This window comes from Pseudomonas baetica, from assembly GCF_051216495.1.
Classification (GTDB): domain Bacteria; phylum Pseudomonadota; class Gammaproteobacteria; order Pseudomonadales; family Pseudomonadaceae; genus Aquipseudomonas; species Aquipseudomonas baetica_B.
The window spans coordinates 19,508-42,949 of the sequence record NZ_JBPKAM010000041.1 but is presented as its reverse complement, the minus strand read 5'-3'; the positions used below and the strand labels follow the sequence as shown (position 1 = coordinate 42,949).

Sequence of the window (23,442 nt, the reverse complement as noted above, 5' to 3'; positions counted from 1 at the left end):
TATTGTTGTTATAGGTGGTTCCCTGTGGGAGCGAGCCTGCTCGCGAAAGCGTAGTGTCAGACACCATCAATATGTCTGTCCCGACGCCTTCGCGAGCAGGCTCGCTCCCACAGGTTTTGCAATTCTGACCTTGTTCAGAAAAGGCAAAAAGCGTCCATAGAGTGTTGTTCACTAATGTTCATTGTCAATCGGTGAACTGTTCAATTGTTCACTTCCGATTGTTCATTTGTGTTCAGCAACGAATGCGACCAAGCAGTCACTTCCAAGGATTTAAAGCCAAATCAACCACTTGTGATTTCTGGCACAGATCTCGCTCTATCGCTCCGGTCGCTTGACTCCAAAAAATAAAAAAGGCCGAGCCATGTCATTAACCCTGGAGCATGTCAGCCGCACCGTCGAGGGCCAGACCTGGATTGACGATGCGTGCCTCAAGTTCGAACCCGGATCCTTCAACGTTTTGCTCGGGCGCACGCTGTCCGGCAAAACCAGTCTCATGCGCCTGATGGCCGGGCTGGACAAGCCTGACAGTGGTCGCGTCCTGATGAATGGCGTCGATGTCACCCAGCGCCCGGTGCGTTTGCGCAACGTGTCGATGGTGTATCAGCAGTTCATCAATTACCCGACCATGACCGTCTTCGAGAACATCGCCTCGCCCTTGCGCCAGGCCGGTGTGTCCAATGAGCTGATCCAGAGCAAGGTGCTGGAAACCGCGAAGATGTTGCGCATCGAAAAATTTCTCCAGCGCCATCCCCTGGAGCTCTCGGGCGGTCAGCAGCAGCGCACGGCCATGGCCCGGGCGCTGGTCAAGGACGCCGAGCTGATCCTGTTCGACGAGCCGCTGGTCAACCTTGACTACAAGTTGCGAGAAGAGCTGCGCCAGGAAATGCGCGAGCTGTTCAAGGCGCATCACACCATCGCCATCTACGCCACCACCGAGCCCAACGAAGCACTGGCGCTGGGGGGCACCACGACCATTCTTCACGAAGGCCGGGTGGTCCAGAGTGGCAGATCGTCCGAGGTCTATCACCAGCCGCAGACCGTGCTGGCGGCCGAGCTGTTTTCCGAACCGCCAATCAACCTGATGCCGGGGCGCATCGCCGGCAATGAAGTGAGCTTTGCCAACTTCGTGCACTTTCCGTTGAACGTCGATTTGCGCCCGGTGGGCGAGGGCGAGTTTCGCTTCGGCGTGCGTCCCAGCCATATCTCGCTGGTGCCGAGCAATGATGATGACCTCGAATTGGCGGTGACCGTGGAAGTCGCCGAAATCAGCGGCTCGGAAACCTTCCTGCATGTGCGCAACGAGCATTTCCTGCTGGTGCTGCACTTGCCCGGCGTTCACGAATACGACGTCGATGCGCCGATTCGCATCTACATCCCGACCCATAAACTGTTTGTGTTCGATACGCAGGGGCGCCTGGTCCAAGCGCCGGGCCGGCGTGTCGCGAGGGTTACCTGATGGCCGAAATCCGTTTGCAAAACCTCGCCCACAGTTACACCAGCACGCCGAGCGGTCCTGAGGACTATGCGATCCGCCAGATGGATCATATCTGGGAGCAGGGTGGTGCTTACGCCTTGCTTGGGCCTTCGGGCTGCGGCAAGTCGACCTTGCTCAATATCATTTCCGGCTTGCTCAGCCCGTCTCAGGGGCATGTGTTGTTCGACGGCAAAGCGGTCAACAACCTGACCCCGGAAAAACGCAACATCGCCCAGGTTTTCCAGTTTCCGGTGGTGTACGACACCATGACGGTGTTCGACAATTTGGCCTTCCCGCTGCGCAACCAAGGCATGGTCGAGGCGAAAGTACACACCAAGGTGCAGGAAATTGCCGAAGTCCTCGACTTGCAGAACCTGCTGAATAAAAAGGCCCGCAACCTCACCGCCGACGAAAAACAGAAAGTCTCCATGGGCCGCGGGCTGGTGCGCGATGACGTGTCGGCGATCCTCTTCGACGAACCGCTAACGGTGATCGACCCGCACCTGAAGTGGAAGCTGCGGCGCAAGCTCAAGCAGATCCACGAGCAGTTCAACATCACCATGGTCTACGTCACTCACGATCAGCTGGAGGCCTCTACCTTCGCCGACAAGATCGCAGTGATGTACGGCGGGCAGATCGTGCAGTTCGGCACGCCACGGGAACTGTTCGAGCGGCCGAGTCATACCTTCGTTGGCTACTTCATCGGCAGCCCCGGCATGAACCTGATCGACGTGCAGCCGCAACCGGGGGGGGTGGGTTTTGCCTCGACCCATCTCCCGTTGTCCGAAACGATGCAAAAACGTATCGCCGAGTCCACTTGGCAAAGCCTGAAGGTTGGCATTCGACCGGAGTTCGTCCATGTGTGGGACGAACCGTTTGATGACGCATTGCGGGCACAGGTCGTACACGTCGAAGACCTCGGAACCTACAAGATCATGAGCCTGAACCTCGACGGCGTGCCGCTGAAAGTACGCCTGGCCGAAGACAAGCCAGTGCCCGAAGGCACGGCCTGGATCAGTTTCCCGTCGCAATGGCTGATGGTCTACGCCGACGAATTCCTGCTGGAGCCGCAAGCGCTAGGCGAAGAGATGGCCAACAAAGGGGCGCAGCCATGAACAAGGTGCAGAACAACAAGGCGTGGTGGCTGGTGTTGCCCGTGTTCCTGCTGGTGGCGTTCAGTGCGGTGATCCCGATGATGACCGTGGTCAACTACTCGGTACAGGACATCTTCGATCAATCCAGCCGCTACTTCGTCGGTGCCGACTGGTACAAGCAGGTGCTGCTCGACCCACGTTTGCACGATTCGTTGCTGCGCCAGTTCATCTATTCGGCCTGCGTACTGCTGATCGAAATCCCGCTGGGGATCGCGATTGCCCTGACCATGCCGACCAAGGGACGTTGGTCGTCGGTGGTGTTGATCGTGCTGGCTATCCCGCTGCTGATCCCATGGAACGTGGTCGGCACTATCTGGCAGATCTTCGGCCGCGCCGACATCGGCCTGCTCGGTTCGGCCCTCAACGCGATGGGTATCAGCTACAACTATGCGGCGAACACCATGGACGCCTGGGTCACCGTGCTGGTGATGGACGTCTGGCACTGGACATCGTTGGTGGCGTTGTTGTGTTTCTCCGGCCTGCGGGCGATTCCGGACGTGTACTACCAGGCCGCACGCATTGACCGGGCTTCGGCCTGGGCGGTGTTCCGGCACATCCAGTTGCCCAAGCTCAAGAGCGTGTTGTTGATCGCGGTGATGCTGCGCTTCATGGACAGTTTCATGATCTACACCGAACCGTTCGTGTTGACCGGGGGCGGGCCGGGCAATGCCACGACCTTCCTCAGCCAGACCCTGACACAGATGGCGGTGGGGCAGTTCGACCTGGGGCCGGCGGCGGCGTTTTCGCTGGTGTATTTCCTGATCATCCTGTTGGTGTCCTGGCTGTTCTACACGGCCATGACTCACGCTGACGCCAACCGTTGAGGCCCGCGCCATGAGCAAAAGAAAGCTGATTCCATTGCTGCTGTACATCCTGTTTGTGCTGGTGCCGATCTACTGGCTGCTGAACATGTCCTTCAAGAGCAACACCGAAATCCTCGGCGGCCTGACGCTTTTCCCGCAGGATTTCACCCTGGCGAACTACAAGGTGATCTTCACCGATCCGAGCTGGTACACCGGTTACATCAACTCGGCCTACTACGTGACCCTGAATACGATCATTTCCCTGACCGTGGCGTTGCCGGCAGCCTATGCGTTCTCGCGTTACCGCTTCCTGGGTGACAAGCATCTGTTCTTCTGGCTGCTGACCAACCGCATGGCACCGCCGGCGGTGTTCCTGCTGCCGTTCTTTCAGCTGTACTCCTCGATTGGGTTGTTCGACACCCACATCGCCGTGGCGTTGGCCCATTGTCTGTTCAACGTGCCATTGGCGGTGTGGATTCTGGAGGGGTTCATGTCCGGCGTGCCGAAGGAAATCGACGAAACGGCCTACATCGATGGCTACAGTTTTCCCAAGTTCTTCGTGAAGATTTTCATCCCCCTGATTGGCTCCGGCATCGGCGTGACGGCGTTTTTCTGCTTCATGTTTTCCTGGGTCGAACTGCTGCTGGCGCGAACCCTCACCTCGGTGAACGCCAAACCCATTGCGGCCGTCATGACCCGCACGGTGTCCGCGTCCGGTATCGACTGGGGCGTGCTGGCGGCGGCGGGGGTGTTGACCATCCTGCCGGGCATGCTGGTGATCTGGTTTGTTCGCAACCATGTGGCCAAGGGCTTTGCCCTGGGCCGGGTATGAGGAATCGATGATGGAATGGATGAGCTGGACCGTCCCCACGGCGGCATTCTTCAGCGTGATCGCCTTGATCCTCGCGGTCATGACCACTTGGGAGTTGCGGTCGCCGAGCATTGTTCGGCGTGGTTTCTTGCCGATTGCCACCACCCGTGGCGATCGGTTGTTCATCGGTCTTCTCGGCAGCGCCTACCTGCATCTGCTGGTAATCGGCGTGACCGACTGGAGCATCTGGGTGGCGTTCGCGTTGTCCCTGGTGTGGCTGTTGGTGGTGATGCGTTGGGGCTAGTCGAATCGCTCGGCAATGTTGCTCCGAAACCCTAAAAGGAGGTCTCTATGTTGGATAAGAACAATAAGCTGCGACATAGCATTTCATTGGCAGCCCTGCTGGCACTCAGCGGTTTGAGCGCTTCGGCCTGGGCCGATGCCTACGAAGATGCGGCAAAGAAATGGATCGGCAGCGAGTTCAAGCCGTCGACCCTGACGGCCGATCAGCAGCTCGAAGAGTTGAAGTGGTTCATCAAGGCGGCAGAGCCGTTTCGAGGGATGAAAATCAAAGTGGTGTCGGAAACCATCGCCACCCACGAGTACGAGTCCAAGGTGCTGGCCAAGGCGTTCACCGAGATCACCGGGATTGAGCTGACCCACGACCTGCTGCAGGAAGGCGACGTGGTGGAAAAACTGCAGACCGTGATGCAGTCGGACAAGAGCATCTATGACGGCTGGGTCAACGACTCGGACCTGATTGGTACGCACTTCCGCTACGGCAAGACGGAGTCGATCACCGACCTGATGGCCAACGAGGGCAAGAACTTCACCTCGCCGACGCTGGACATCAAGGACTTCATCGGCATTTCCTTCACCACCGCGCCGGACGGCAAGATCTATCAGTTGCCCGACCAGCAGTTCGCCAACCTGTACTGGTTCCGCGCCGACTGGTTCGAGCGCGCGGACCTGAAAGCCAAGTTCAAGGAAAAGTACGGTTACGAATTGGGCGTACCGGTGAACTGGTCGGCCTATGAAGACATCGCCAAGTTCTTCAGCGAGGACGTCAAGGAAATCGACGGCAAGCGCGTTTACGGGCACATGGACTACGGCAAGAAAGACCCGTCCCTGGGCTGGCGCTTCACCGATGCCTGGTTCTCCATGGCCGGTGGCGGTGACAAGGGCATTCCCAACGGCTTGCCGGTGGACGAGTGGGGCATTCGCGTCGAGGACTGCCACCCGGTCGGTTCCAGCGTGACTCGCGGTGGCGACACCAACGGCCCGGCAGCCGTGTTTGCCACCACCAAATACGTCGACTGGCTGAAGAAGTACGCACCGCCGGAAGCGGCGGGCATGACTTTCTCCGAGTCCGGTCCGGTGCCGTCCCAGGGCAACATCGCTCAGCAGATCTTCTGGTACACCGCGTTCACGGCGGACATGACCAAGCCCGGCCTGGCGGTGATGAACGCCGATGGCACGCCGAAATGGCGCATGGCGCCTTCGCCACGCGGACCGTACTGGGAGGAGGGCATGAAGCTGGGTTATCAGGATGTGGGTTCCTGGACGTTCATGAAATCCACGCCTGAGAAACAGAAACTCGCGGCCTGGCTGTACGCGCAGTTCGTGACGTCGAAAACCGTGTCGCTGAAGAAAACCATCGTCGGCCTGACCCCGATCCGTGAATCGGACATCAACTCGCAAGCCATGACCGACCTGGCGCCGAAACTCGGTGGTCTGGTCGAGTTCTATCGCAGCCCGGCCCGTGTGCAATGGACCCCGACCGGGACCAACGTGCCGGACTACCCACGTCTGGCGCAGCTATGGTGGAGCCACATCGCCGAAGCCGCCAGCGGCGAGAAAACCCCGCAAGAAGCACTCGACGGCCTGGCCAAGGATCAGGACGCGATCATGACCCGTTTGGAACGTTCGAAGGCCCAAGCCACCTGCGCCCCGAAAATGAACCCCGAGCGCGACGCGCAATACTGGTTCGATCAGCCGGGCGCACCGAAGCCGAAACTGGCCAACGAAAAGCCTAAGGGCGAAACCGTGGGCTACAACGAACTGCTCAAATCATGGGCGGATGCGCGTAAGTAAACGGCTGGACTGTGAAAGGCGAACGGCACCGCAAGGTGCCGTTTTCTTTTGGTGCGCCAGGCATGGCGCGTTGCGCGCAAGCGCAACCAGCTTGGCTGTGGTGGCCTTGCTGGTGACTTGGGGGTGAAAGTCCTCTACACACCCGGCAAGGGGAAGTGTTAGCCAGAGGCAAGGGTGTCGCGGGCGACTGCGAATCTGAAGGAAGCCCGAGGCAAAATGCTGGCCTGACGAACAGGAAGCGGATGAGGCGGCGTAGCGGGGTAAGGTAGCCAAAATTGCCAAAGCCCAATACTTGCACGGAACGCTGCGACGTAAATCCGACAGGCATAAGCAGGAAGGTCACGCGAATTACCCTGGGAGATCTGCACGTTTGCCACAGTGCTACCGAGCGTCGAGAGGCGGCGGGATGAGCGTGCAGAAGTCAGCCGAGGCCGTAGTAAGTGACGGACAACCGCGTCACCAAGGGCCGAACAGGTTATGCCGCCAGTAGGCGTCAAAGTCTCGTTGAATACCGAAATGCAGAAATTTCTCCAAGAGAAGACTGTTACTCCGAGTCCCGGACAGAATCCGCGGATAACGGCTGACAGCGCGCAGGTATCAACGGCGTCTATGGCGTGGACGAAAGCGGAGCCGGACACGCTGATGGAGCGAGTGCTTGCACCGGCCAATCTCAGGCGTGCGTATCAACGCGTAGTCAGCAACAAGGGCGCACCGGGTGCCGATAGCATGACGGTCGACCAGTTGGCGGACTACGTGAAACAGTATTGGCCGATCCTCAAGGTTCGGCTGCTGGCCGGCGAATATCACCCGCAAGGTGTGCGCGCCGTCGACATCCCCAAACCCAAGGGCGGGACAAGACAGCTGGGCATTCCCAGCGTCGTGGATCGCCTGATCCAACAAGCCCTGCTGCAACAGCTCACGCCGATCTTCGATCCGCTGTTCTCGGACTACAGCTACGGTTTTCGTCCGGGCAGAAGCGCTCACCAAGCCATCGAAACCGCTCGCGGCCACGTGGCCGCGGGCCACCGCTGGTGCGTGGAACTCGATCTGGAGAAATTCTTTGATCGGGTCAACCACGATGTATTGATGGCCTATGTAGCGCGTCAAATCGAAGACAAGCGAGTGCTCACGCTGATCCGTCGTTATCTCGAGACGGGAACGATGTCGGGCGGACTCGTCAGCCGCCGGCAGGAAGGGACGCCGCAAGGCGGCCCGCTCTCGCCGTTGCTGTCGAACATCCTGCTCAACGAACTCGACCGCGAGCTGGAGCGACGGGGTCATCGCTTCGTACGCTATGCCGACGACGCTAACATTTATGTGCGTAGTCATCGTGCTGGCGAGCGAGTGATGGCCGGCGTGGAGCGGTTCCTGAATCAGCGCCTTAAATTGACGCTGAACCGGGACAAGAGCCGGGTAGCCGGATCTTGGATGTGCGATTACTTGGGTTACGGGATGAGCTGGCATCAGCAGCCGAGACTGCGAGTGGCGACGATGAGCCTGGGACGCTTGCGCGACCGACTTAGAGGCCTGCTGCGCGGAGCGCAGGGCTGCAAGATGGCGAGTGTCATCGAGCGGATCAACCCTGTACTGCGTGGTTGGGCTGGTTACTTCAAGCTCAGTCAGAGCAAGCGACCCCTTGAAGCGCTGGATGGCTGGGTGCGTCATAAACTTCGCTGCATCCTCTGGCGCCAATGGAAGCGGCCTTCAACGAGGGCGCGTAACCTGATGGGCTTGGGGGTCGACGAAGGACGCGCTCGTAGATCGGCGTCCAATGGGCAGGGCCCTTGGTGGAACTCGGGAGCGTCACATATGAATCAGGCGTTGCCGAAGAAACTTTGGGATCGACTCGGCTTGGTCTCAATACTGGATACGATAAACCGGCTTAGCCGCGTAACCTGAACTGCCGTATACGGAACCGTATGTACGGTGGTGTGAGAGGACGGCGGATGTAAATCCGCCTCCTACTCGATTGTCTGGAATCGCGTCTTCGCGAGCAGGCTCGCTCCCACAGGTGATTGCGGTTGGTCACAGATGTTGTATGCACAGGAGATCTACTGTGGGAGCGAGCCTGCTCGCGAAGGGGCCATCCCAGTCACCAAATTTCAACAGTCGGACAGAATCAGTAGATGGAAGAGCATCAAAGCACCATTGGCGAGGAGCAATCTTATTCGCCAGTGGTGCGTTGCCTCTGAAAGTGAGCCGAAGTCAAAGCCGATCGGGCTACTCAGGCGGATCAAGTTGGTCCAGCGCGCGATTCACTGCAAGCTCACCCAGCATGATGACTTGCGCGATACCGAGTAGGGAATTGCGCCTGGGTCCATCCGTATGGTCTGCCAAATCCATGGTCATGACATTGGCCGAAGCCAGCGATTCGCAAGCATGGGCCAGCAGGGTTTCGGTATCGAGCTCTGGGTTGACGATGAACATGGTGCCCGGCGTCCGCGGGATGTCCATGATGGGGGGCTCTGGTTTTAAGTGATTGTCGAGGTCTTGCTCGGCGGCTTCGAGAAGGCTTTTTGAATCGAGGGTTTCGTTCGAGGATACCGGATCGGTCTCCGGCGGATTGGGCGTGTCCTTGAACATGGATGGAACTCCGATGCTATTTAAATGAAGCCATCACCGCTTCGCTACCAAACGAGGGGTGGCGACCATACGAAGGTTGGTAGACCGGGCATCGTAACCGGCGCCCCCTAAGGAGCCCTGCGCATGGCCACCATAAAAACACTGTCCAAACACCGGACAGTAAAAGATAACTTCATGTGAAAAATGTACTGTTTAGAGATTTTTATATAGATAAGGTGTGTAGCCTTCCTAGTAGCAGTTTTCCCACGCTGTTTAGCAAGTAGGCTCACTAGCGTGCGCAATGTATTGCTCAATGTTTTGTATATCTTGAAACATATATTTTTTATGGTCCGATGTGTAGGTTCTTCTATCGCGGTGCGTGCATTTGTTCATGGTAATGGCATCGCTTTCAAGACTTGGTTTTCGTAAACGATGCGGGGAGGAAAAAATCCTACAATAAGTCAGTCCCTTTCCTATATCTAAGTCTAACTTCAGTCAGTATAACTACGCCCCGCACAACAATCTGCGCTCATCGACTTTGCTTTGGGTGTGATTTAATTAATGTAATTAAAAAGTTGTGTGCGGGTTTGTAAGTTTCTGTTTTAAATGGATGCGGCGGCATCGCCGCTCCTTCATGTTATTCGGCATCATTGCAATTTTCTGCATGAAGAAACTCTGATTTCAAGGTCATGGATGTTCTACTCAAGCAAACTATCCGCTCACTATCTTGAACTTGCAAAGCAACCTGTTTCAAAAGTGGGGTTCGCGGGTAAAGACGTTCGTTTTTCGAGCGAGTACGAAGCCTTGGAGAGTGAGTTGGGCAAAGCTCAATCCATGCATGACAATGGCCAGGTCGACTGGCTGAAGATCCGCGAAAACAGCGAAAACCTGCTGCATTGTCAATCCAAGGATTTACGGGTAGGTGCTTGGCTGACCTGGGCTCTTTACCAACGCGAATCCTTTCAGGGGTTGTTGGCTGGCCTCGGGCTTTTGCAGCATCTGTGCGAGAACCATTGGACCGAGATTCATCCGGCCAAGGCTCGCACTCGGTCCGCAGCCATCGGTTGGTTGGTGCCTCGCCTTGATCAGGCGCTGAACGAAAACATCGCAATCAAAGAGCAGTTGCCACTCTTCCGCCGCCTGGCCGAACATCTGGAAGGGTTGGATGCTGCATGCACCGGGCACTTGGGCGATGACGCCCCGTTATTGTTGCCGGTTTGTCGTCGCCTGAAGAACATGATCCAGCGTGCTGCCGATAACCAGCCGGCACCCGGTGTGGTAGGAGCGGCCGTTGCACAGGTCAAGCAAGTCGCCACCCAACTGTTAACGCCTGGCGCGCCAATCGACAACGAGAAAGAAGCCCACAAAGCCCTGCGCGCGCAACAGGAAAGTGCCCGGCCGTTGTGCGTCTGGTGGCTCAAGCAGAAAGCCACCGACCTGCGCGCCTTGCGCCTCAACCGTACTCTGCTGTGGCTGCCCATCGATGCACTGCCCGAACGCAATGCCGAGCAGGTCACCGTGCTGCGTGGCGTACCGGCTGACAAACTCAAGTCCTATCAGGACCGTTTCGACCAAGGGAAATACGCTGATTTGCTGGTGGAGCTAGAGGCAAATCTGACGAAGTCACCGTTCTGGTTTGATGGCCAGCGAATGGTCTGGGAGTGCCTGCAAGGCTTGAACGCCGAGTTGGCCATGCGGGAAGTGGAGATTCAATTTGCGCTTTTGGTTCAGCGCATGCCTGGCATCATCGAGTTGCGCTTCCACGACGGCGCACCGTTCGCCGACCCGGCCACCCGCGCTTGGATTGGCGCCCACGTCATGCCGCACCTGCAAAGTGCCAGTGCATCGCGCAAGGTCGAAGTCGCTGATACCCAGCCGGCTTGGGAATTGGCCCTGGAAGAAGTCTTACCGATTCTGCGAAAGGACGGCCTCAAGGCTGCCGTACAGATCCTCAAGCAAGGCCTGCAAAGTGCTCACGGCGGGCGTGTTCGATTCTTCTGGCAATACGCACTGGCCCGGCTGTGCTTCATGGCCAAGAAATACGAACTGGCCAAGACCCAACTCGAAACCCTCGACCAAACATTACAGGACTCAGGCCTGCACGCCTGGGAGCCGGATCTTGCGTTGGAAGTGCTGCATTTGCTGCATAGCTGTTGCGAGCTGTTGCCGCAGAACCACGCGGTGCGCGAATGCAAGGAAGAGATTTATCGCAGGCTGTGCCACCTCGATCTCGAAGTGGTGCTCGAATAGGCCTCAGGGCCACAACCGTAAGGAGAAAAGCCATGGCCAAAGAAGGCTCGGTAGCCCCCAAGGAACGCATCAACGTCACCTTCAAACCCGCCACCGGCGGTGCTCAGGAAGAAATCGAGCTGCCGCTGAAATTGCTCGCAATCGGTGATTACACCCATCGCAAGGACGAGCGAAACGTCGAGGATCGCAAGCCGATCAGCATCGACAAAATGACGTTTGACGAAGTGCTGGCCAAGCAGGAGCTGCAACTGACATTGAGCGTACCGAATCGCCTGCAAGAGGGTAGCGACACTGAAGAGCTGGCCGTGGAACTGCGCATCAACTCGATGAAGGACTTCAACCCGGTCAGCCTGGTCGAGCAAGTGCCAGAGTTAAAAAAACTGATGGAGTTACGCGATGCACTGGTGGCCCTTAAAGGTCCTCTGGGTAACGCACCTGCGTTCCGCAACGCCATCGAAGGTGTTCTTGCCGACGACGAATCCCGTGGTCGTGTACTGGGTGAGCTGGGCTTGAACGCCGCAGCCCGCGACGTTTGAGTCCCTATCAGCCAAGGAAGCCAGAACCATGAGCACGAGTGCAGCACAGCAAAAGAGCGCCGAGAGCAGCGAGTTCAGTATTCTCGACAGTATCATCGCCGAAACCCGCCTGACGCCGGATGACGAAGCCTACGACATCGCCAAGCGCGGCGTATCGGCTTTCATAGAAGAACTGCTAAAGCCGCAGAACAATGGTGAGCCGGTCAAGAAAGCCATGGTCGACCGCATGATCGCCGAGATCGATGCCAAGCTCAGCCGTCAGGTGGACGAGATCCTTCATCATCCTCACTTTCAGTCGATGGAGTCCTCGTGGCGCGGCCTGCAGTTGCTCGTCGACCGCACGAACTTCCGGGAAAACATCAAGATCGAAATCCTCAACGTCTCCAAGGAAGACCTGCTGGACGATTTCGAAGATTCACCGGAAGTGATGCAGGCTGGCCTGTACAAGCACGTCTACACCGCTGAATACGGCCAATTTGGTGGCGAGCCGGTGGGCGCTATCATTGCCAACTACTTCATGTCTCCGAGCTCTCCGGACGTGAAATTGATGCAGTACGTCTCCAGTGTCGCCTGCATGTCCCACGCGCCGTTCATCGCGGCTGCCGGTCCGAAATTCTTCGGATTGGAAAGCTTCACCGGTCTGCCGGATCTCAAGGATCTGAAAGATCATTTCGAAGGTCCGCAATTCACCAAATGGCAAAGTTTCCGCCAGTCGGAAGACGCCCGATATGTTGGCCTGACCGTACCGCGTTTTTTGCTGCGCAACCCGTACGACCCGGAAGAAAATCCGGTGAAGTCCTTCGTGTACAAGGAAACTGTTGCCAACAGCCACGAACACTACCTGTGGGGCAATACCGCCTACGCGTTCGGCTCCAGGTTGACTGACAGCTTCGCCAAATTCCGCTGGTGCCCGAATATCATCGGCCCGCAAAGCGGTGGCGCGGTCGAAGACCTGCCGTTGCACCATTTTGAAAGCATGGGCGAAATCGAAACCAAGATTCCTACCGAAGTCCTGATAAGCGACCGTCGTGAATACGAACTGGCCGATGAAGGCTTCATCTCCCTGACCATGCGCAAGGGCAGCGATAACGCCGCGTTCTTCTCCGCCAGTTCAGTGCAGAAGGCGAAGTTCTTCGGCATCAGCTCAGAGGGCAGGGCAGCAGAGCTGAACTACAAGCTCGGTACCCAACTGCCATACATGATGATCGTCAATCGCTTGGCTCACTACCTGAAAGTGTTGCAGCGCGAGCAACTCGGTTCGTGGAAAGAACGTACCGACCTCGAACTGGAATTGAACAAGTGGATCCGTCAGTACGTTGCCGACCAGGAAAACCCGAACGCCGAAGTCCGTGGTCGTCGTCCGCTGCGCGCTGCACAAATCATCGTCAGCGATGTTGAGGGCGAGCCAGGTTGGTACCGCGTCAGCCTGAACGTGCGCCCGCACTTCAAGTACATGGGGGCCGATTTCACCCTGTCGCTGGTTGGCAAGCTGGACAAGGAGTAACAGGGACCCGTGGACGGATACGGCAGCCTTTTCGAGCGCCTGAACGGCGACGCTGACAAACGCGTCGGCTGGAGCCGCGAGGACTCCGCCATGGCATCGGTGGCTGCCCATCTGGCCAAGATGCTCAGCACCCGTGCGGGCAGCGTGCAAACGCTGCCCGACTACGGGTTGCCCGATCTCAATGATATGCGCTTGAGCCTGCACGACTCTCTGAGTCAGGCGCGCAAGGCCATTGAACGCTTCATCGAAGCCTACGAACCCCGCCTGAGCAAAGTGCGTGTCATTTCCCTGCCGCGTGACAACGATCAGCTTCGCCTGTCCTTCAGCATCGAAGGTCTGCTGGAAGTGGATGGTTTCAAGCGCCAGGTCAGTTTCGCCGCGTGTCTGGATGGCAGCGGTCAAGTGAAGGTCAATTAACGATGAAGGCCTGGCTCATCGACCAGCAAAAAAACACAGCAGTTTGAGCACCCAGCGGCGAGCAGCTTTTGTGAATCCGAAAACAGGTAACTCTTCATGTCCTTTAACCACTACTACCAAAGTGAACTCAGCGCATTGCGCAAGCTAGGCCGTCGCTTCGCCGAGCGCAACCCGGCGTTGGCGCCTTTTTTGGGGCAAACCGGGCGGGATCCGGATGTGGAGCGGTTGCTGGAGGGTTTTGCGTTCCTGACCGGTCGGTTGCGACAGAAGCTCGATGACGAGCTACCGGAGCTCAGCCATTCCCTTATGCATCTGCTGTGGCCCAACTACATGCGGCCGCTGCCTGCGTTCAGCATTTTGCAGTTCGATCCGCTCCAGCAGTCTGGACCGGCGTTGAAGGTCGAGCGCGACACACCGATAGAAAGTGAGCCGATTGATAACGTGTGTTGTCGTTTCCGCACCTGCTATCCGACCGAAGTCCTGCCGCTGAGCTTGATGGCGCTGAATTTCTCGGTAAAGGGCGACTGCTCGCTGCTCAGTCTACGTCTGGAAATGAGTGCTGAAGGCCATTTGGGTGAGTTGCAGCTGAGTCGTCTGCGCCTGCATTTCACCGGCGAGCGCTACATCAGCCAAATGCTGTACCTGAGCCTGTTACGCAACCTCGAAGGTATCGAGTTGATACCGCTCGACGTTGAGGGCAAACCGGTCTATGGCGACAGCGGCCAGCCGATGACATTCAAGATGCCGGGCGATCGGGTCAAGCCGGTGGGCTTTGCCGAAGACGAAGCGTTGATTCCATATCCGCTGAACACTTTCCGTGGCTATCGCTACCTGCAGGAATACTTCGCCTTCCAGGACAAGTTCCTGTTCATTGATGTCAACGGGCTGGACGTGCTCAAGACTTTGCCGGAAGACACCGTCAAGCAGGTGCGCGGACTGGAGTTGCGTTTCGATATTCGCAACAGCGGCACACTGCATATGCGACCGACCCTGGATAACGTGAAGCTGCACTGCACGCCCATCGTCAACCTGTTCAAGCACGACGCGCTGCCGATCCGCCTTGATGGCAAAGAGGACGAATACCTGCTGCTACCCGACCAGTACAACCTGGAAAACTGCGGCGTATTTTCCGTGGATAACGTCGTTGGCTGGAAACCCGGAGGTGTCGGTTACCAGGAGTACGTGCCTTTCGAATCCTTCGAGCATGACCCGAGTTTCGACGTATCGACCAGCCGGCCTCACTACAGCATCCGCCAGCGATCCTCAACGCTGCATGAGGGGCTAGACACGTACCTGAGCTTTGGCATCCGTCAGACCGAAGCCAATGAGACCTTATCTATCGAGCTGACATGTACCAACCAGAACTTGCCACGCAAGCTCAAGTTGGGACAAATCTGCAAAGCCAGCGAAAAGACGCCGGCGTTCTTGAGCTTTCGCAATATCACACCGGTTACGTCGAGTTTCGCGCCACCACTGACTCAAGACTTCCTGTGGAAGTTGATCAGCAACATGTCGCTCAACTATCTGTCCCTGGCCGACGTCAATGCGCTGAAGGTCATCCTCGAGACCTACGACTTGCCGCGCTTTTACGACAAGCAGGCAGAGAAAGTCAGTAAGTGCCTGTTGGACGGACTCAAATCGATCAAGCATCAGCATGTCGATCAACTGCATCGAGGGCTGCCGGTACGCGGCTTGCGCACCGAACTGACCATCGACCCGCAAGGGTATATCGGTGAAGGCGATCTGTTTGTCTTCGCTTCGGTTCTCAACGAGTTTTTCGCACTTTACGCCAGCCTTAATTCGTATCACGAACTGCGGGTCATCAGCACACAGGGGGGGGTGTATCAATGGACGCCACGTATGGGTCTTCAGCCGCTTCTTTAAACCGGCTGACCCGAGGCATACGCGAATATTCGCTGTTTCAGGCCGTGCTGCTGGTAGTTGACCGGTTGCGCCAAGCCCACCCGCACCTGAGTCATGACGAGCTTTATGACCAGCTGGAGTTTCAGGCCAACCCCAGTCTGGGTTTCCCTGGCAGTGATGTCGATCGCGTCGAGTTTTTCCACGAGCACGGTCAGATGCGCGCACGATTGCGTTTCAACCTGATCGGTCTGGTGGGTTCCGGCTCGCCTCTGCCAGCGTTCTATGGCGAACAGGCTTTGGGCGACGGCGAGGACGGTAACGCGACTCGCCGCTTCCTTGACCTGTTCCATCATCGCTTGCAGCGATTGTTGCTGCCGATCTGGAAAAAATACCGCTACCGCGCAAGCTTCGAGAGCGGCGCCATCGATCCGTTCTCTTCGCAGCTTTTTGCCCTGATCGGCCTTGGCGGCGAAGAGATCCGCCGTGCTCGGGAGTTGAACTGGAAACGACTGCTGCCATACCTCGGTCTGCTCAGCTTACGTGCGCATTCGGCAGCGTTGATCGAAGCGGTGCTGCGTTACTACTTCAAGCACGCTGAGCTGACCATCGAGCAGTGTATTGAGCGTCGCGTGGAAATCCTTGGCGAACAACGCAATTGCCTGGGGCGTGCCAACACCTCGCTCGGTGACAACGCGGTGTTGGGGGAGAGCGTGCGCGACCGAAGTGGCAAGTTCCGTATCCATATCCGAGAGCTGGACTGGCAGCGTTTTCACGAGTTTTTGCCCATCGGATTCGGCTACCAGCCGCTATGCGCGCTGGTGCGGTTCACTCTGCGTGACCCGCTCGACTACGACATTCGCCTGGTGCTGCGCCAGGAAGAAATCCGCGAACTGCGCATCGGTGAGCAGAACGCCTGCCGCCTCGGCTGGACCAGTTGGCTCGGTCGCGAGAGAGCGGACGGTGTAGTCACCCTGGGCAGCAAAATTCATTAAGGACGTGAGACTCATGAGCAACGTAGACCTGCAACAACTGATCCAGGCGCTGGACGCCGGAACCCGTCGCGACCTGGAGCGTTCGGCTGAGCGTTGTGTCACCCGTGGCGGCAGCAAGATCTTAGTTGAGGACTTGCTTCTGGGCTTACTGGAGCGTCCACAAGGCTTGCTCGCCCGAGCGTTGCAAGATGCCGAAGTGGACGCGGGTGAATTGAGCGCCGCGTTGCAGTCGAGGGTTGAGCACAGTGCTTCGCGCAACCCGGTATTCGCCCCGGAGCTGGTGCAGTGGCTACAAGACGCGTTACTGGTGGCCAACCTTGATCTGGGGCAGACCCAGGTCGAACAGGCCGCGCTGATCCTCGCGCTGTTGCGCAACCCGATGCGTTACGCCGGTAGTCGCTATCTGCCATTGCTGGCCAGATTGAACATCGATCGCCTCAAGGCATTCGCCCTGTCACAACTGGAGAGTCCTGCTAATGGCAAACCGGCCGTACCGGGCGAGTCCTTGCTGGAACGCTTCACTCACAACATGACCCAACAAGCCCGGGACGGCAAACTTGATCCGGTGTTGTGCCGCGACGGCGCGATCCGGCAGATGGTCGACATCCTTGCCCGGCGCCGCAAGAACAATCCGATAGTGGTGGGGGAGGCCGGGGTCGGCAAGACTGCCGTCGTCGAGGGCCTGGCGTCGCGCATGGCCGCCGGTGAGGTGCCGCAAGTATTGAAAGGCGTCGAATTGCTGTCCCTGGACATGGGTCTGCTGCAGGCAGGTGCCAGCGTTAAAGGGGAATTCGAGCGCCGTCTCAAGGGTGTGATTGACGAGGTCAAGGCCTCGCCGAAACCGGTCATCCTGTTCATCGACGAAGCTCACACGCTGATCGGTGCTGGGGGAAATGCCGGCGGTCCGGATGCCGCCAACTTGCTCAAACCGGCACTGGCCCGTGGTGAGTTACGTACCATCGCCGCCACTACATGGGCGGAATACAAGAAGTACTTCGAAAAAGACCCGGCCCTGGCCCGTCGCTTCCAGCCAGTGCAACTGCACGAGCCGACGGTCAGCGAGGCAGTGACCATCCTCCGTGGTCTGGCGCAGGTCTATGAAAAGAGCCACGGTATCTATTTGCGCGATGACGCAGTGGTCGCTGCCGCCGAGTTATCGGCTCGATACTTGGCGGGGCGCCAGTTGCCGGACAAAGCCGTCGATGTGCTGGATACCGCCTGTGCCCGGGTACGTATCAGCCTCGCTGCTGCCCCGGAAAAGATGGAAAGCCTGCGCGGTGAATTGGCTGAAGGTGGTCGACAGCGCGATGCTCTGCGCCGTGATGCCGAAGCCGGATTGGCGATTGATCACGAAGCGTTGGAGGCCCTGGAAGCGCGTCTGGACGTAGCCGAAGACGAAAGAATGGCGCTGGAGATGCTCTGGAAGGAGCAGAAGTTACTGGCCGAGCGCCTGCTGGAGCTACGTCAACAGTTGGCCAAGGCCCGTGCAACCAGCGCGGTCAAGTCGATCATCAGCGTTGAAGAAGAGGTCGAGGGGGCGTTGATCGAAACCCTCGCCGATGAGGTTGATAAAGTGCCACGTGTCGCGGCGCTGGAAGCTGATCTCAACCAGACTCACAATGCCCTGATCGCCGCCCAGGCCAAAGAGCGCCTGGTCAGCTTCGAAGTCTGTCCGCGCCTGGTCTCCGAAGTCATCAGTGCCTGGACCGGCGTACCACTGACGCAACTGGCCCGTGAGCACAACGCCAAGGTTGCCAGCATCGCCACCGATTTGCGTGCGCGCATTTGTGGTCAGGAACAGGCCGTATACGCGCTGGCCTGTTCGATGCGCGCTACCGCCGCCGGCCTGAACAAACCTGACGCACCGGTGGGTGTATTCCTGCTGGTCGGCCCGAGCGGTGTCGGCAAAACCGAAACCGCCCTGGCACTCACTGACTTGTTGTATGGCGGTGATCGTTTCATCACCACCCTCAACATGTCCGAGTTCCAGGAGAAGCATACCGTGTCGCGTCTGATCGGCTCGCCACCAGGTTACGTCGGTTATGGCGAGGGCGGCATGCTCACCGAGGCGGTGCGACAGAAACCGTACTCCGTCGTGCTGCTCGATGAAGTCGAGAAGGCCGACCCGGACGTGCTTAACCTGTTCTACCAGATCTTCGACAAGGGCGTGGCCAACGACGGCGAAGGGCGCGAGATCGATTTTCGCAATACGCTGATCCTGATGACGTCGAACCTGGGCAGCGATCGTATCAGCGACCTCTGCGCAAACGGCGCACGACCGTCGGCAGAAGTGCTGGAAGAAATCATCCGTCCGGTGCTAAGCAAGCATTTCAAACCGGCGCTGCTGGCGCGTATGCGCGTGGTGCCGTACTACCCTGTCAGCGGCCCGGTACTGCGCGAGCTGATCGAGATCAAGCTCGGGCATTTTGGCGAGCGCCTGAATCGTCGTCAGCTGGGTTTCACCTGGTGCCAACACCTTGTCGATCACCTGTACGAGCGTTGCACCCAGAACGAGAGCGGCGCTCGCCTGATTGACCATTTGCTTGATCGGCACGTTCTGCCCCTGGTGGCCGATCGATTGCTTGACGCCATGGCCAATGGTGAACATCTCACGCACGTTCACGCCACGCTCACAGGCAGCGCTAGCGTTACCTGTGCGTTTGCCTGAGGTGGGAGCAATGTTCACTCAATTGTCGCAGCCACTGCTCTATGCCGAAGCGCTGTTGGTGTATGTCGTCGGCCTGCCACAACCCACGTTTCTTTGCCGTCTCGGGCGCCTGAACATCAATGTGGGAAATGTCGATGGGTAGGCCAGAGATGCTGATTTTACCGCCTCCCTTTTTAACCGCGCCAGCTGAAAGTGGCGGCGCTTTGTGCTGGCCCCTGGAGACCCTCTGATGCCTGTTCGTCACTGGCAAACCGTCCTGCTGACCCTCGTCGTTCTAAGCGGCCTTGGTGGTTGCAGTGGCAATTACAAATTCAACGACACTTCCTATCGCCCCTTGGGTGATCCGCAGGCGGTCAATCGCGGCAAGTGACCGTAAGGAGTATCACCATGGAACTGGTTTTCGAAATTCTGAGCACCAAGCAGTTCCTGCCGACCGGGCAGTGCCAGAAGACTTTCAAACAGGCCGGCGGCGCTATCGGGCGAGGTGAGGATTGCGACTGGATCATTCAGGACAACAAGCGGCACCTGTCCAACCACCATGCCATTGTCAGCTATCGCGAGGGCGCTTTCTTTTTGACCGACACCAGCAGCAACGGGATTCGGCATGGGCAGAGCGGCGCGCGGCTGCACAAGGGCGAGCCGGTGCGCATCGAGCACGGAAGTGTTTTCGTGCTCGGTGAGTTCGAGATCCGCGCACGGTTGGTGCGTGACCCGGCGATCTTCGACGGTGAAGTCGGCCGTCCCTGCGCCGCCGGCAGCGTGATACCGGACGATGCGTTTCTCGATCTTGATCCCTTGAAGGCTCTCGAGCAGCAAGAGCGCGGTCACTCGGTTTTCGACGAACTGCTTGCGCCAAATAACAAAGCCGAGGTGCCCCATCAGCGTGCCGACTACGCGCGTATCGATTTGGAAAGCCTGTTGGTGCCGGAACTGATTGCCGCTTCGGTTGAACCCGAGCCGATTCCGGCATCGAAAACGATCGAGCGTCAAGGTGAAGATTTCTGGGAACAGTTCGGCGCTGCGCTGGGCGTGGATCTAAAGGGTCTTGACCAGGATGCCCGGGAAGGCCTGGCGCTGAACGCAGCGCGCCTGCTCAAGCAAAGCATTGGCGGTTTGCAACAAAGCCTGCGGACCCGATCGGAGTTGAAGCGTGAACTGCGTTTGGCCCAAACCCTTGTGCAAGACACCCACAAAAAAACACTGAAGTTCACTGCGGATGCCGGTGAAGCGCTGGAGATGCTGTTGCAGCCGCACAAGTCGGGGAACCTGCCGGCCGAGCGAGTCGTGGCCCTTGCGTTCCGTGATTTGCAGGCGCATCAGGTGGCGTTGTTGGCCGCCAGCCGCGCAACGGTGCGCGGCACCCTGGAGCATTTTTCGCCAGAGCAGCTGATCCTGCGTTTCGAGCGTGACAACAAGCCGTTGCTCGCCACCGCCAGCAGTCGCTGGAAAGCCTTTGGCCGTTACCACCGGGCACTGCGTCAGGACGACGACTGGAGCGAGCGCTTGTTGGCCCGTGACTTCGCTCAGGCCTACGAAGAACAGATCCGCCTGATCTCCACCTTTAACACCGACCACCAAGGATGATGCGCATGCCCCGTCACTCGATCGCTTTTATCAAAACGCTGACGGCTTGCGTCACGCTGGTGCTGCTGGCCGGTTGTTCGTCCCTGTCACCGTACTCCTCCGTGACCAAGCTCAACCTGAAACTGACCGGCAGCGATCAACTGAACCCGGATCTCAATGGTCGACCGTCGCCGATCGTGGTGCGGTTGTTCGAGCTCAAACATCCGGTGACCTTCGAAAACGCGGATTTTTTCAGTCTTTACGAGCGCGCCAGGGAGTCCCTGGCTCCGGATCTGTTGACCAGCGAAGAGCTTGAACTGCGGCCGGGCGAAATCGTGGAAATGAAGCTCAGGGTAGAGGAGGGTAGCCGCTACGTCGGCATCCTCGCTGCCTACCGCGACCTGCCGAAAACCCAGTGGCGCCACACGATCCAGATCACTGCGCGGGAAGTCACCGAAATCGATCTGACCCTCGATCAGACGGGTATTCGAAAAACCCAGGTAGTGCTCGCCAACGTGGATGATTGACCATGAATATCCATAAAGTGATTTGGCAGGAAGGTATGCTGCTGCGACCACAGCACTTCCAGCACAACGATCGTTACTACGAGCACCAGTTGAAGACCCGCACGCAGTTGCTTGGCAGTTACGCCTGGGGTTTCCTCAACCTGGACATTGACTTGCAGTTCCTCAACATGGGGCAGTTAGTGATCAGCCAGGCCTCTGGGATACTTCCGGATGGAAGCCTGTTCAAACTGGGAGGAAACACCCAGCTGCTGGCGCTGGATGTGCCACCGAACACCGGTAATACGCCGATCTACCTGGCGCTGCCGCTGGTGACGGGCAACCACATCGAAGCTCGCCGCCCGGAGCAGTCCGACGTGCTGGCGCGTTACACCGTGTACGACACCGAAGTGGCCGACTCAAACGCCGGCGACAATTCTGCCAGCCAGGTCAGTTGCGGTCGCCCGGACTTCAAACTGTTGCTCGGCGAGCAGCAGAGCGACCAGGCCCACGTGAAGCTAAAGGTCTGCGAAGTGCTCAGCACTACCCCGGATGGAGTTATCAGCCTCGCCCCTGACTTCGTACCGACTTACATTCAAGTGCATGCCTCCAGCTACCTGCTGTCGTGCCTGAAAGAAGTCATTAGCATGCTGGGCCACCGGGGCGACACCATCGCCGAACGCATCCGTTCCAACGGCAAGGTCGGTGGCGCCGAAGTCGGCGACTTCATGATGCTGCAACTGATCAACCGCACCGAACTTCTGCTACGGCACTACCTGGGTCTGGACCAAGTGCACCCGGAAGAGTTGTACCGCACATTGCTGACCATGCTCGGCGACCTGGCGACCTTCTCCAGCGATAGCAAACGTCCGCAGCTGGACAGCCGCTACCAACACAGCGACCAAGGCGCAAGCTTTCGCAAACTGATGGAGTCGATCCGGCAGGTGCTGTCGATGGTGCTGGAACAGCATGCCATCGAGCTGGCCCTGCAAACGCGACAGTACGGCATCATCGTGTCGCCGTTGCAGGATCACAAACTGCTCGGCTCGGCGTCATTCGTGCTGGCGGCCAGCGCCAATTGCGATCCCGAAGAGCTGCGTCATCGTCTGCCGGCGCATCTCAAGGTTGGCCCTGTGGAACACATCCGCCAACTAGTCAACCTGCACCTGCCGGGGATCAAGGTCAAACCATTGCCAGTGGCTCCGCGGCAGATCGCTTTTCACTCCAACAAAACCTATTTCATTCTTGAACTCAGTTCAGAAGACCTGGCGCAACTCGAACGCTCCGGTGGCTTCGCATTCCATGTGTCCGGTGAATTCGCCGAACTCGAACTGAAGTTCTGGGCCATCAGGAACTGACCGATATGACCAAGGACATGGAATACAACCAGGATGACAAGACCGTCTTGCTGGACCGTCAGGGCCATGGCCCGGTGTCGGGCCCGCTGACCGATTTCGCGGCTCCACCGCGTTTCGAACAGCTGGAGGAGCGGATGATCTACGCCGCGCATCTGCACCCGGCAAAGGCATTCAACATCAGTCTCAATTCGCTGGTGGCCGCTTCGTCCGGACTACTGTCGGAAGTGGTACGCCTCAAGCGCAGCGAAACCCGCGAGGACCTTCACGCGCTCAATGTGCGTCTGACCGAAGCGCTCAAGCAGTTTGAGGCGCAGGCCTCACACAACGGCATCGAGAGCAGTGAGGTGATGACTGCGCGTTATTTGCTTTGCACCGTGATGGACGAAGCGGTCGTGACCACGACTTGGGGTAGCGAAAGCGAGTGGTCGAAAATGAGTCTGCTCAGCAGCATGCACAACGAAACCTTTGGCGGTGAGAAGTTCTTCCATCTGCTGGATCAACTGTCGAAAAACCCGATCAGGCACCTGCCCATGCTGGAGCTGATGTACCTGTGCCTGTCTCTCGGTTTCGAGGGCAAGTACCGGGTGCAGGCACGTGGCATGCTGGAGCTTGAAGGTATCCGCGACGCCTTGTATCGGCAGATTCGCCAGTCGCGTGGCGATGTACCGCGTGAGTTGTCGCCGCACTGGGAGGGTTTGAACGACCAGCGCGACAGCCTTGTACGCATCGTGCCGGCGTGGATGGTGATGCTGTTCACCAGCGTATGCCTGGTGGTGATGTATACCTGTTTCGCCTGGGTCTTGGGAGAGCAGCGAGGCACAGTTCTGCAACCATATCAGCCGCTTGATCCGACGGCGGTCCAACCGCAGTCGCAGCCGTAAACAGGGACG

General features: G+C 58.1%; 21 protein-coding genes. 20 read left to right on the top strand and 1 reads right to left on the bottom strand.

Annotated elements, in window-relative coordinates:
- The first annotated feature begins 361 nt into the window (after window positions 1–361).
- From ACSFE6_RS16155 to ltrA, 7 genes are all read left to right on the top strand, one after another.
- Entirely contained in the window at window positions 362–1,456 is a 1,095-nt protein-coding gene (locus tag ACSFE6_RS16155; protein WP_435428552.1) for an ABC transporter ATP-binding protein, read from the top strand.
- Window positions 1,456–2,589 (top strand): ABC transporter ATP-binding protein, encoded by a 1,134-nt coding sequence (locus ACSFE6_RS16150; RefSeq protein WP_435428551.1) that lies wholly within the window; start codon window positions 1,456–1,458, stop codon window positions 2,587–2,589. The genes ACSFE6_RS16155 and ACSFE6_RS16150 overlap by 1 nt, the downstream gene beginning before the upstream one ends.
- Window positions 2,586–3,452 carry a carbohydrate ABC transporter permease gene (locus ACSFE6_RS16145; RefSeq protein WP_435428550.1) on the top strand — a complete coding sequence of 289 codons (867 nt, stop codon included), beginning with the start codon at window positions 2,586–2,588 and terminating at the stop codon, window positions 3,450–3,452. Before ACSFE6_RS16150 ends, ACSFE6_RS16145 begins: the two co-directional genes overlap by 4 nt.
- A gap of 10 nt (window positions 3,453–3,462) precedes the next feature.
- On the top strand, window positions 3,463–4,263 hold the full coding sequence (locus ACSFE6_RS16140) for a carbohydrate ABC transporter permease (RefSeq protein ID WP_175377394.1): 801 nt from the start codon (window positions 3,463–3,465) through the stop codon (window positions 4,261–4,263).
- A 10-nt stretch (window positions 4,264–4,273) separates the two neighbouring features.
- Window positions 4,274–4,546 carry a DUF2160 domain-containing protein gene (locus ACSFE6_RS16135; protein ID WP_435428549.1) on the top strand — a complete coding sequence of 91 codons (273 nt, stop codon included), beginning with the start codon at window positions 4,274–4,276 and terminating at the stop codon, window positions 4,544–4,546.
- Between the two features lie 47 nt (window positions 4,547–4,593).
- The gene (locus ACSFE6_RS16130; RefSeq protein ID WP_435428548.1) at window positions 4,594–6,336 is read left to right on the top strand and encodes an ABC transporter substrate-binding protein; all 1,743 of its coding nucleotides are present in this window, start codon (window positions 4,594–4,596) and stop codon (window positions 6,334–6,336) included.
- A 477-nt stretch (window positions 6,337–6,813) separates the two neighbouring features.
- Window positions 6,814–8,235, top strand: a complete 1,422-nt coding sequence (gene ltrA, locus ACSFE6_RS16125) for a group II intron reverse transcriptase/maturase (protein ID WP_435428547.1) — start codon at window positions 6,814–6,816, stop codon at window positions 8,233–8,235.
- A 321-nt stretch (window positions 8,236–8,556) separates the two neighbouring features.
- Here ltrA and ACSFE6_RS16120 read toward each other — a convergent pair whose 3' ends face one another.
- On the bottom strand, window positions 8,557–8,919 hold the full coding sequence (locus tag ACSFE6_RS16120; RefSeq protein WP_435428546.1) for a DUF6124 family protein: 363 nt from the start codon (window positions 8,917–8,919) through the stop codon (window positions 8,557–8,559).
- 672 nt (window positions 8,920–9,591) lie between these two features.
- On the opposite strand from ACSFE6_RS16120, the gene tssA reads away from it, so the two are divergent.
- From tssA to icmH, 13 genes are all read left to right on the top strand, one after another.
- Window positions 9,592–11,148, top strand: coding sequence for a type VI secretion system protein TssA (tssA, locus tag ACSFE6_RS16115; RefSeq protein ID WP_435428545.1), 1,557 nt, complete (start codon window positions 9,592–9,594; stop codon window positions 11,146–11,148).
- A gap of 32 nt (window positions 11,149–11,180) precedes the next feature.
- Entirely contained in the window at window positions 11,181–11,684 is a 504-nt protein-coding gene (tssB, locus tag ACSFE6_RS16110) for a type VI secretion system contractile sheath small subunit (RefSeq protein WP_435428544.1), read from the top strand.
- Between the two features lie 28 nt (window positions 11,685–11,712).
- The gene (gene tssC / locus ACSFE6_RS16105; protein WP_435428543.1) at window positions 11,713–13,188 is read left to right on the top strand and encodes a type VI secretion system contractile sheath large subunit; all 1,476 of its coding nucleotides are present in this window, start codon (window positions 11,713–11,715) and stop codon (window positions 13,186–13,188) included.
- A 9-nt stretch (window positions 13,189–13,197) separates the two neighbouring features.
- Complete coding sequence (tssE, locus tag ACSFE6_RS16100) at window positions 13,198–13,605, top strand: type VI secretion system baseplate subunit TssE (RefSeq protein ID WP_435428542.1); 408 nt, start codon at window positions 13,198–13,200, stop codon at window positions 13,603–13,605.
- Between the two features lie 96 nt (window positions 13,606–13,701).
- A complete protein-coding gene (tssF, locus tag ACSFE6_RS16095) occupies window positions 13,702–15,489 on the top strand; it encodes a type VI secretion system baseplate subunit TssF (protein ID WP_435428541.1) in 1,788 nt (595 codons plus the stop codon).
- Window positions 15,453–16,460, top strand: coding sequence for a type VI secretion system baseplate subunit TssG (gene tssG, locus ACSFE6_RS16090; protein ID WP_435428540.1), 1,008 nt, complete (start codon window positions 15,453–15,455; stop codon window positions 16,458–16,460). The genes tssF and tssG overlap by 37 nt, the downstream gene beginning before the upstream one ends.
- Before the next feature lie 13 nt (window positions 16,461–16,473).
- Window positions 16,474–19,128, top strand: coding sequence for a type VI secretion system ATPase TssH (gene tssH, locus ACSFE6_RS16085; RefSeq protein WP_435428539.1), 2,655 nt, complete (start codon window positions 16,474–16,476; stop codon window positions 19,126–19,128).
- 10 nt (window positions 19,129–19,138) lie between these two features.
- Window positions 19,139–19,270 (top strand): hypothetical protein, encoded by a 132-nt coding sequence (locus ACSFE6_RS16080; RefSeq protein WP_435428538.1) that lies wholly within the window; start codon window positions 19,139–19,141, stop codon window positions 19,268–19,270.
- 87 nt (window positions 19,271–19,357) lie between these two features.
- On the top strand, window positions 19,358–19,498 hold the full coding sequence (locus ACSFE6_RS16075; protein ID WP_435428537.1) for a type VI secretion protein: 141 nt from the start codon (window positions 19,358–19,360) through the stop codon (window positions 19,496–19,498).
- Window positions 19,499–19,515: 17 nt separating this feature from the next.
- Window positions 19,516–20,712 (top strand): type VI secretion system-associated FHA domain protein TagH, encoded by a 1,197-nt coding sequence (gene tagH, locus ACSFE6_RS16070; protein ID WP_435428536.1) that lies wholly within the window; start codon window positions 19,516–19,518, stop codon window positions 20,710–20,712.
- 5 nt (window positions 20,713–20,717) lie between these two features.
- Window positions 20,718–21,218 carry a type VI secretion system lipoprotein TssJ gene (gene tssJ, locus ACSFE6_RS16065; RefSeq protein WP_435428535.1) on the top strand — a complete coding sequence of 167 codons (501 nt, stop codon included), beginning with the start codon at window positions 20,718–20,720 and terminating at the stop codon, window positions 21,216–21,218.
- A gap of 2 nt (window positions 21,219–21,220) precedes the next feature.
- Entirely contained in the window at window positions 21,221–22,552 is a 1,332-nt protein-coding gene (gene tssK / locus ACSFE6_RS16060) for a type VI secretion system baseplate subunit TssK (protein WP_435428534.1), read from the top strand.
- 5 nt (window positions 22,553–22,557) lie between these two features.
- Window positions 22,558–23,433 (top strand): type IVB secretion system protein IcmH/DotU, encoded by an 876-nt coding sequence (icmH, locus tag ACSFE6_RS16055; protein ID WP_435428533.1) that lies wholly within the window; start codon window positions 22,558–22,560, stop codon window positions 23,431–23,433.
- Window positions 23,434–23,442 lie beyond the last annotated feature (9 nt).

Bases quoted from the DNA above. Each gene is read 5' to 3' on its own strand.
- tssG (WP_435428540.1), top strand. From the start codon at position 15,453: ATGGACGCCACGTATGGGTCTTCAGCCGCTTCTTTAAACCGGCTGACC.
- tssJ (WP_435428535.1), top strand. From the start codon at position 20,718: ATGCCCCGTCACTCGATCGCTTTTATCAAAACGCTGACGGCTTGCGTC.
- icmH (WP_435428533.1), top strand. From the start codon at position 22,558: ATGACCAAGGACATGGAATACAACCAGGATGACAAGACCGTCTTGCTG.
- ACSFE6_RS16150 (WP_435428551.1), top strand. From the start codon at position 1,456: ATGGCCGAAATCCGTTTGCAAAACCTCGCCCACAGTTACACCAGCACG.
- tssB (WP_435428544.1), top strand. From the start codon at position 11,181: ATGGCCAAAGAAGGCTCGGTAGCCCCCAAGGAACGCATCAACGTCACC.
- tssH (WP_435428539.1), top strand. From the start codon at position 16,474: ATGAGCAACGTAGACCTGCAACAACTGATCCAGGCGCTGGACGCCGGA.
- ACSFE6_RS16135 (WP_435428549.1), top strand. From the start codon at position 4,274: ATGGAATGGATGAGCTGGACCGTCCCCACGGCGGCATTCTTCAGCGTG.
- ACSFE6_RS16120 (WP_435428546.1), bottom strand. From the start codon at position 8,919: ATGTTCAAGGACACGCCCAATCCGCCGGAGACCGATCCGGTATCCTCG.
- ACSFE6_RS16075 (WP_435428537.1), top strand. From the start codon at position 19,358: ATGCCTGTTCGTCACTGGCAAACCGTCCTGCTGACCCTCGTCGTTCTA.
- ACSFE6_RS16145 (WP_435428550.1), top strand. From the start codon at position 2,586: ATGAACAAGGTGCAGAACAACAAGGCGTGGTGGCTGGTGTTGCCCGTG.
- tagH (WP_435428536.1), top strand. From the start codon at position 19,516: ATGGAACTGGTTTTCGAAATTCTGAGCACCAAGCAGTTCCTGCCGACC.
- ACSFE6_RS16080 (WP_435428538.1), top strand. From the start codon at position 19,139: ATGTTCACTCAATTGTCGCAGCCACTGCTCTATGCCGAAGCGCTGTTG.
- ltrA (WP_435428547.1), top strand. From the start codon at position 6,814: ATGCCGCCAGTAGGCGTCAAAGTCTCGTTGAATACCGAAATGCAGAAA.
- ACSFE6_RS16155 (WP_435428552.1), top strand. From the start codon at position 362: ATGTCATTAACCCTGGAGCATGTCAGCCGCACCGTCGAGGGCCAGACC.
- ACSFE6_RS16130 (WP_435428548.1), top strand. From the start codon at position 4,594: ATGTTGGATAAGAACAATAAGCTGCGACATAGCATTTCATTGGCAGCC.
- tssF (WP_435428541.1), top strand. From the start codon at position 13,702: ATGTCCTTTAACCACTACTACCAAAGTGAACTCAGCGCATTGCGCAAG.
- ACSFE6_RS16140 (WP_175377394.1), top strand. From the start codon at position 3,463: ATGAGCAAAAGAAAGCTGATTCCATTGCTGCTGTACATCCTGTTTGTG.
- tssC (WP_435428543.1), top strand. From the start codon at position 11,713: ATGAGCACGAGTGCAGCACAGCAAAAGAGCGCCGAGAGCAGCGAGTTC.
- tssA (WP_435428545.1), top strand. From the start codon at position 9,592: ATGTTCTACTCAAGCAAACTATCCGCTCACTATCTTGAACTTGCAAAG.
- tssK (WP_435428534.1), top strand. From the start codon at position 21,221: ATGAATATCCATAAAGTGATTTGGCAGGAAGGTATGCTGCTGCGACCA.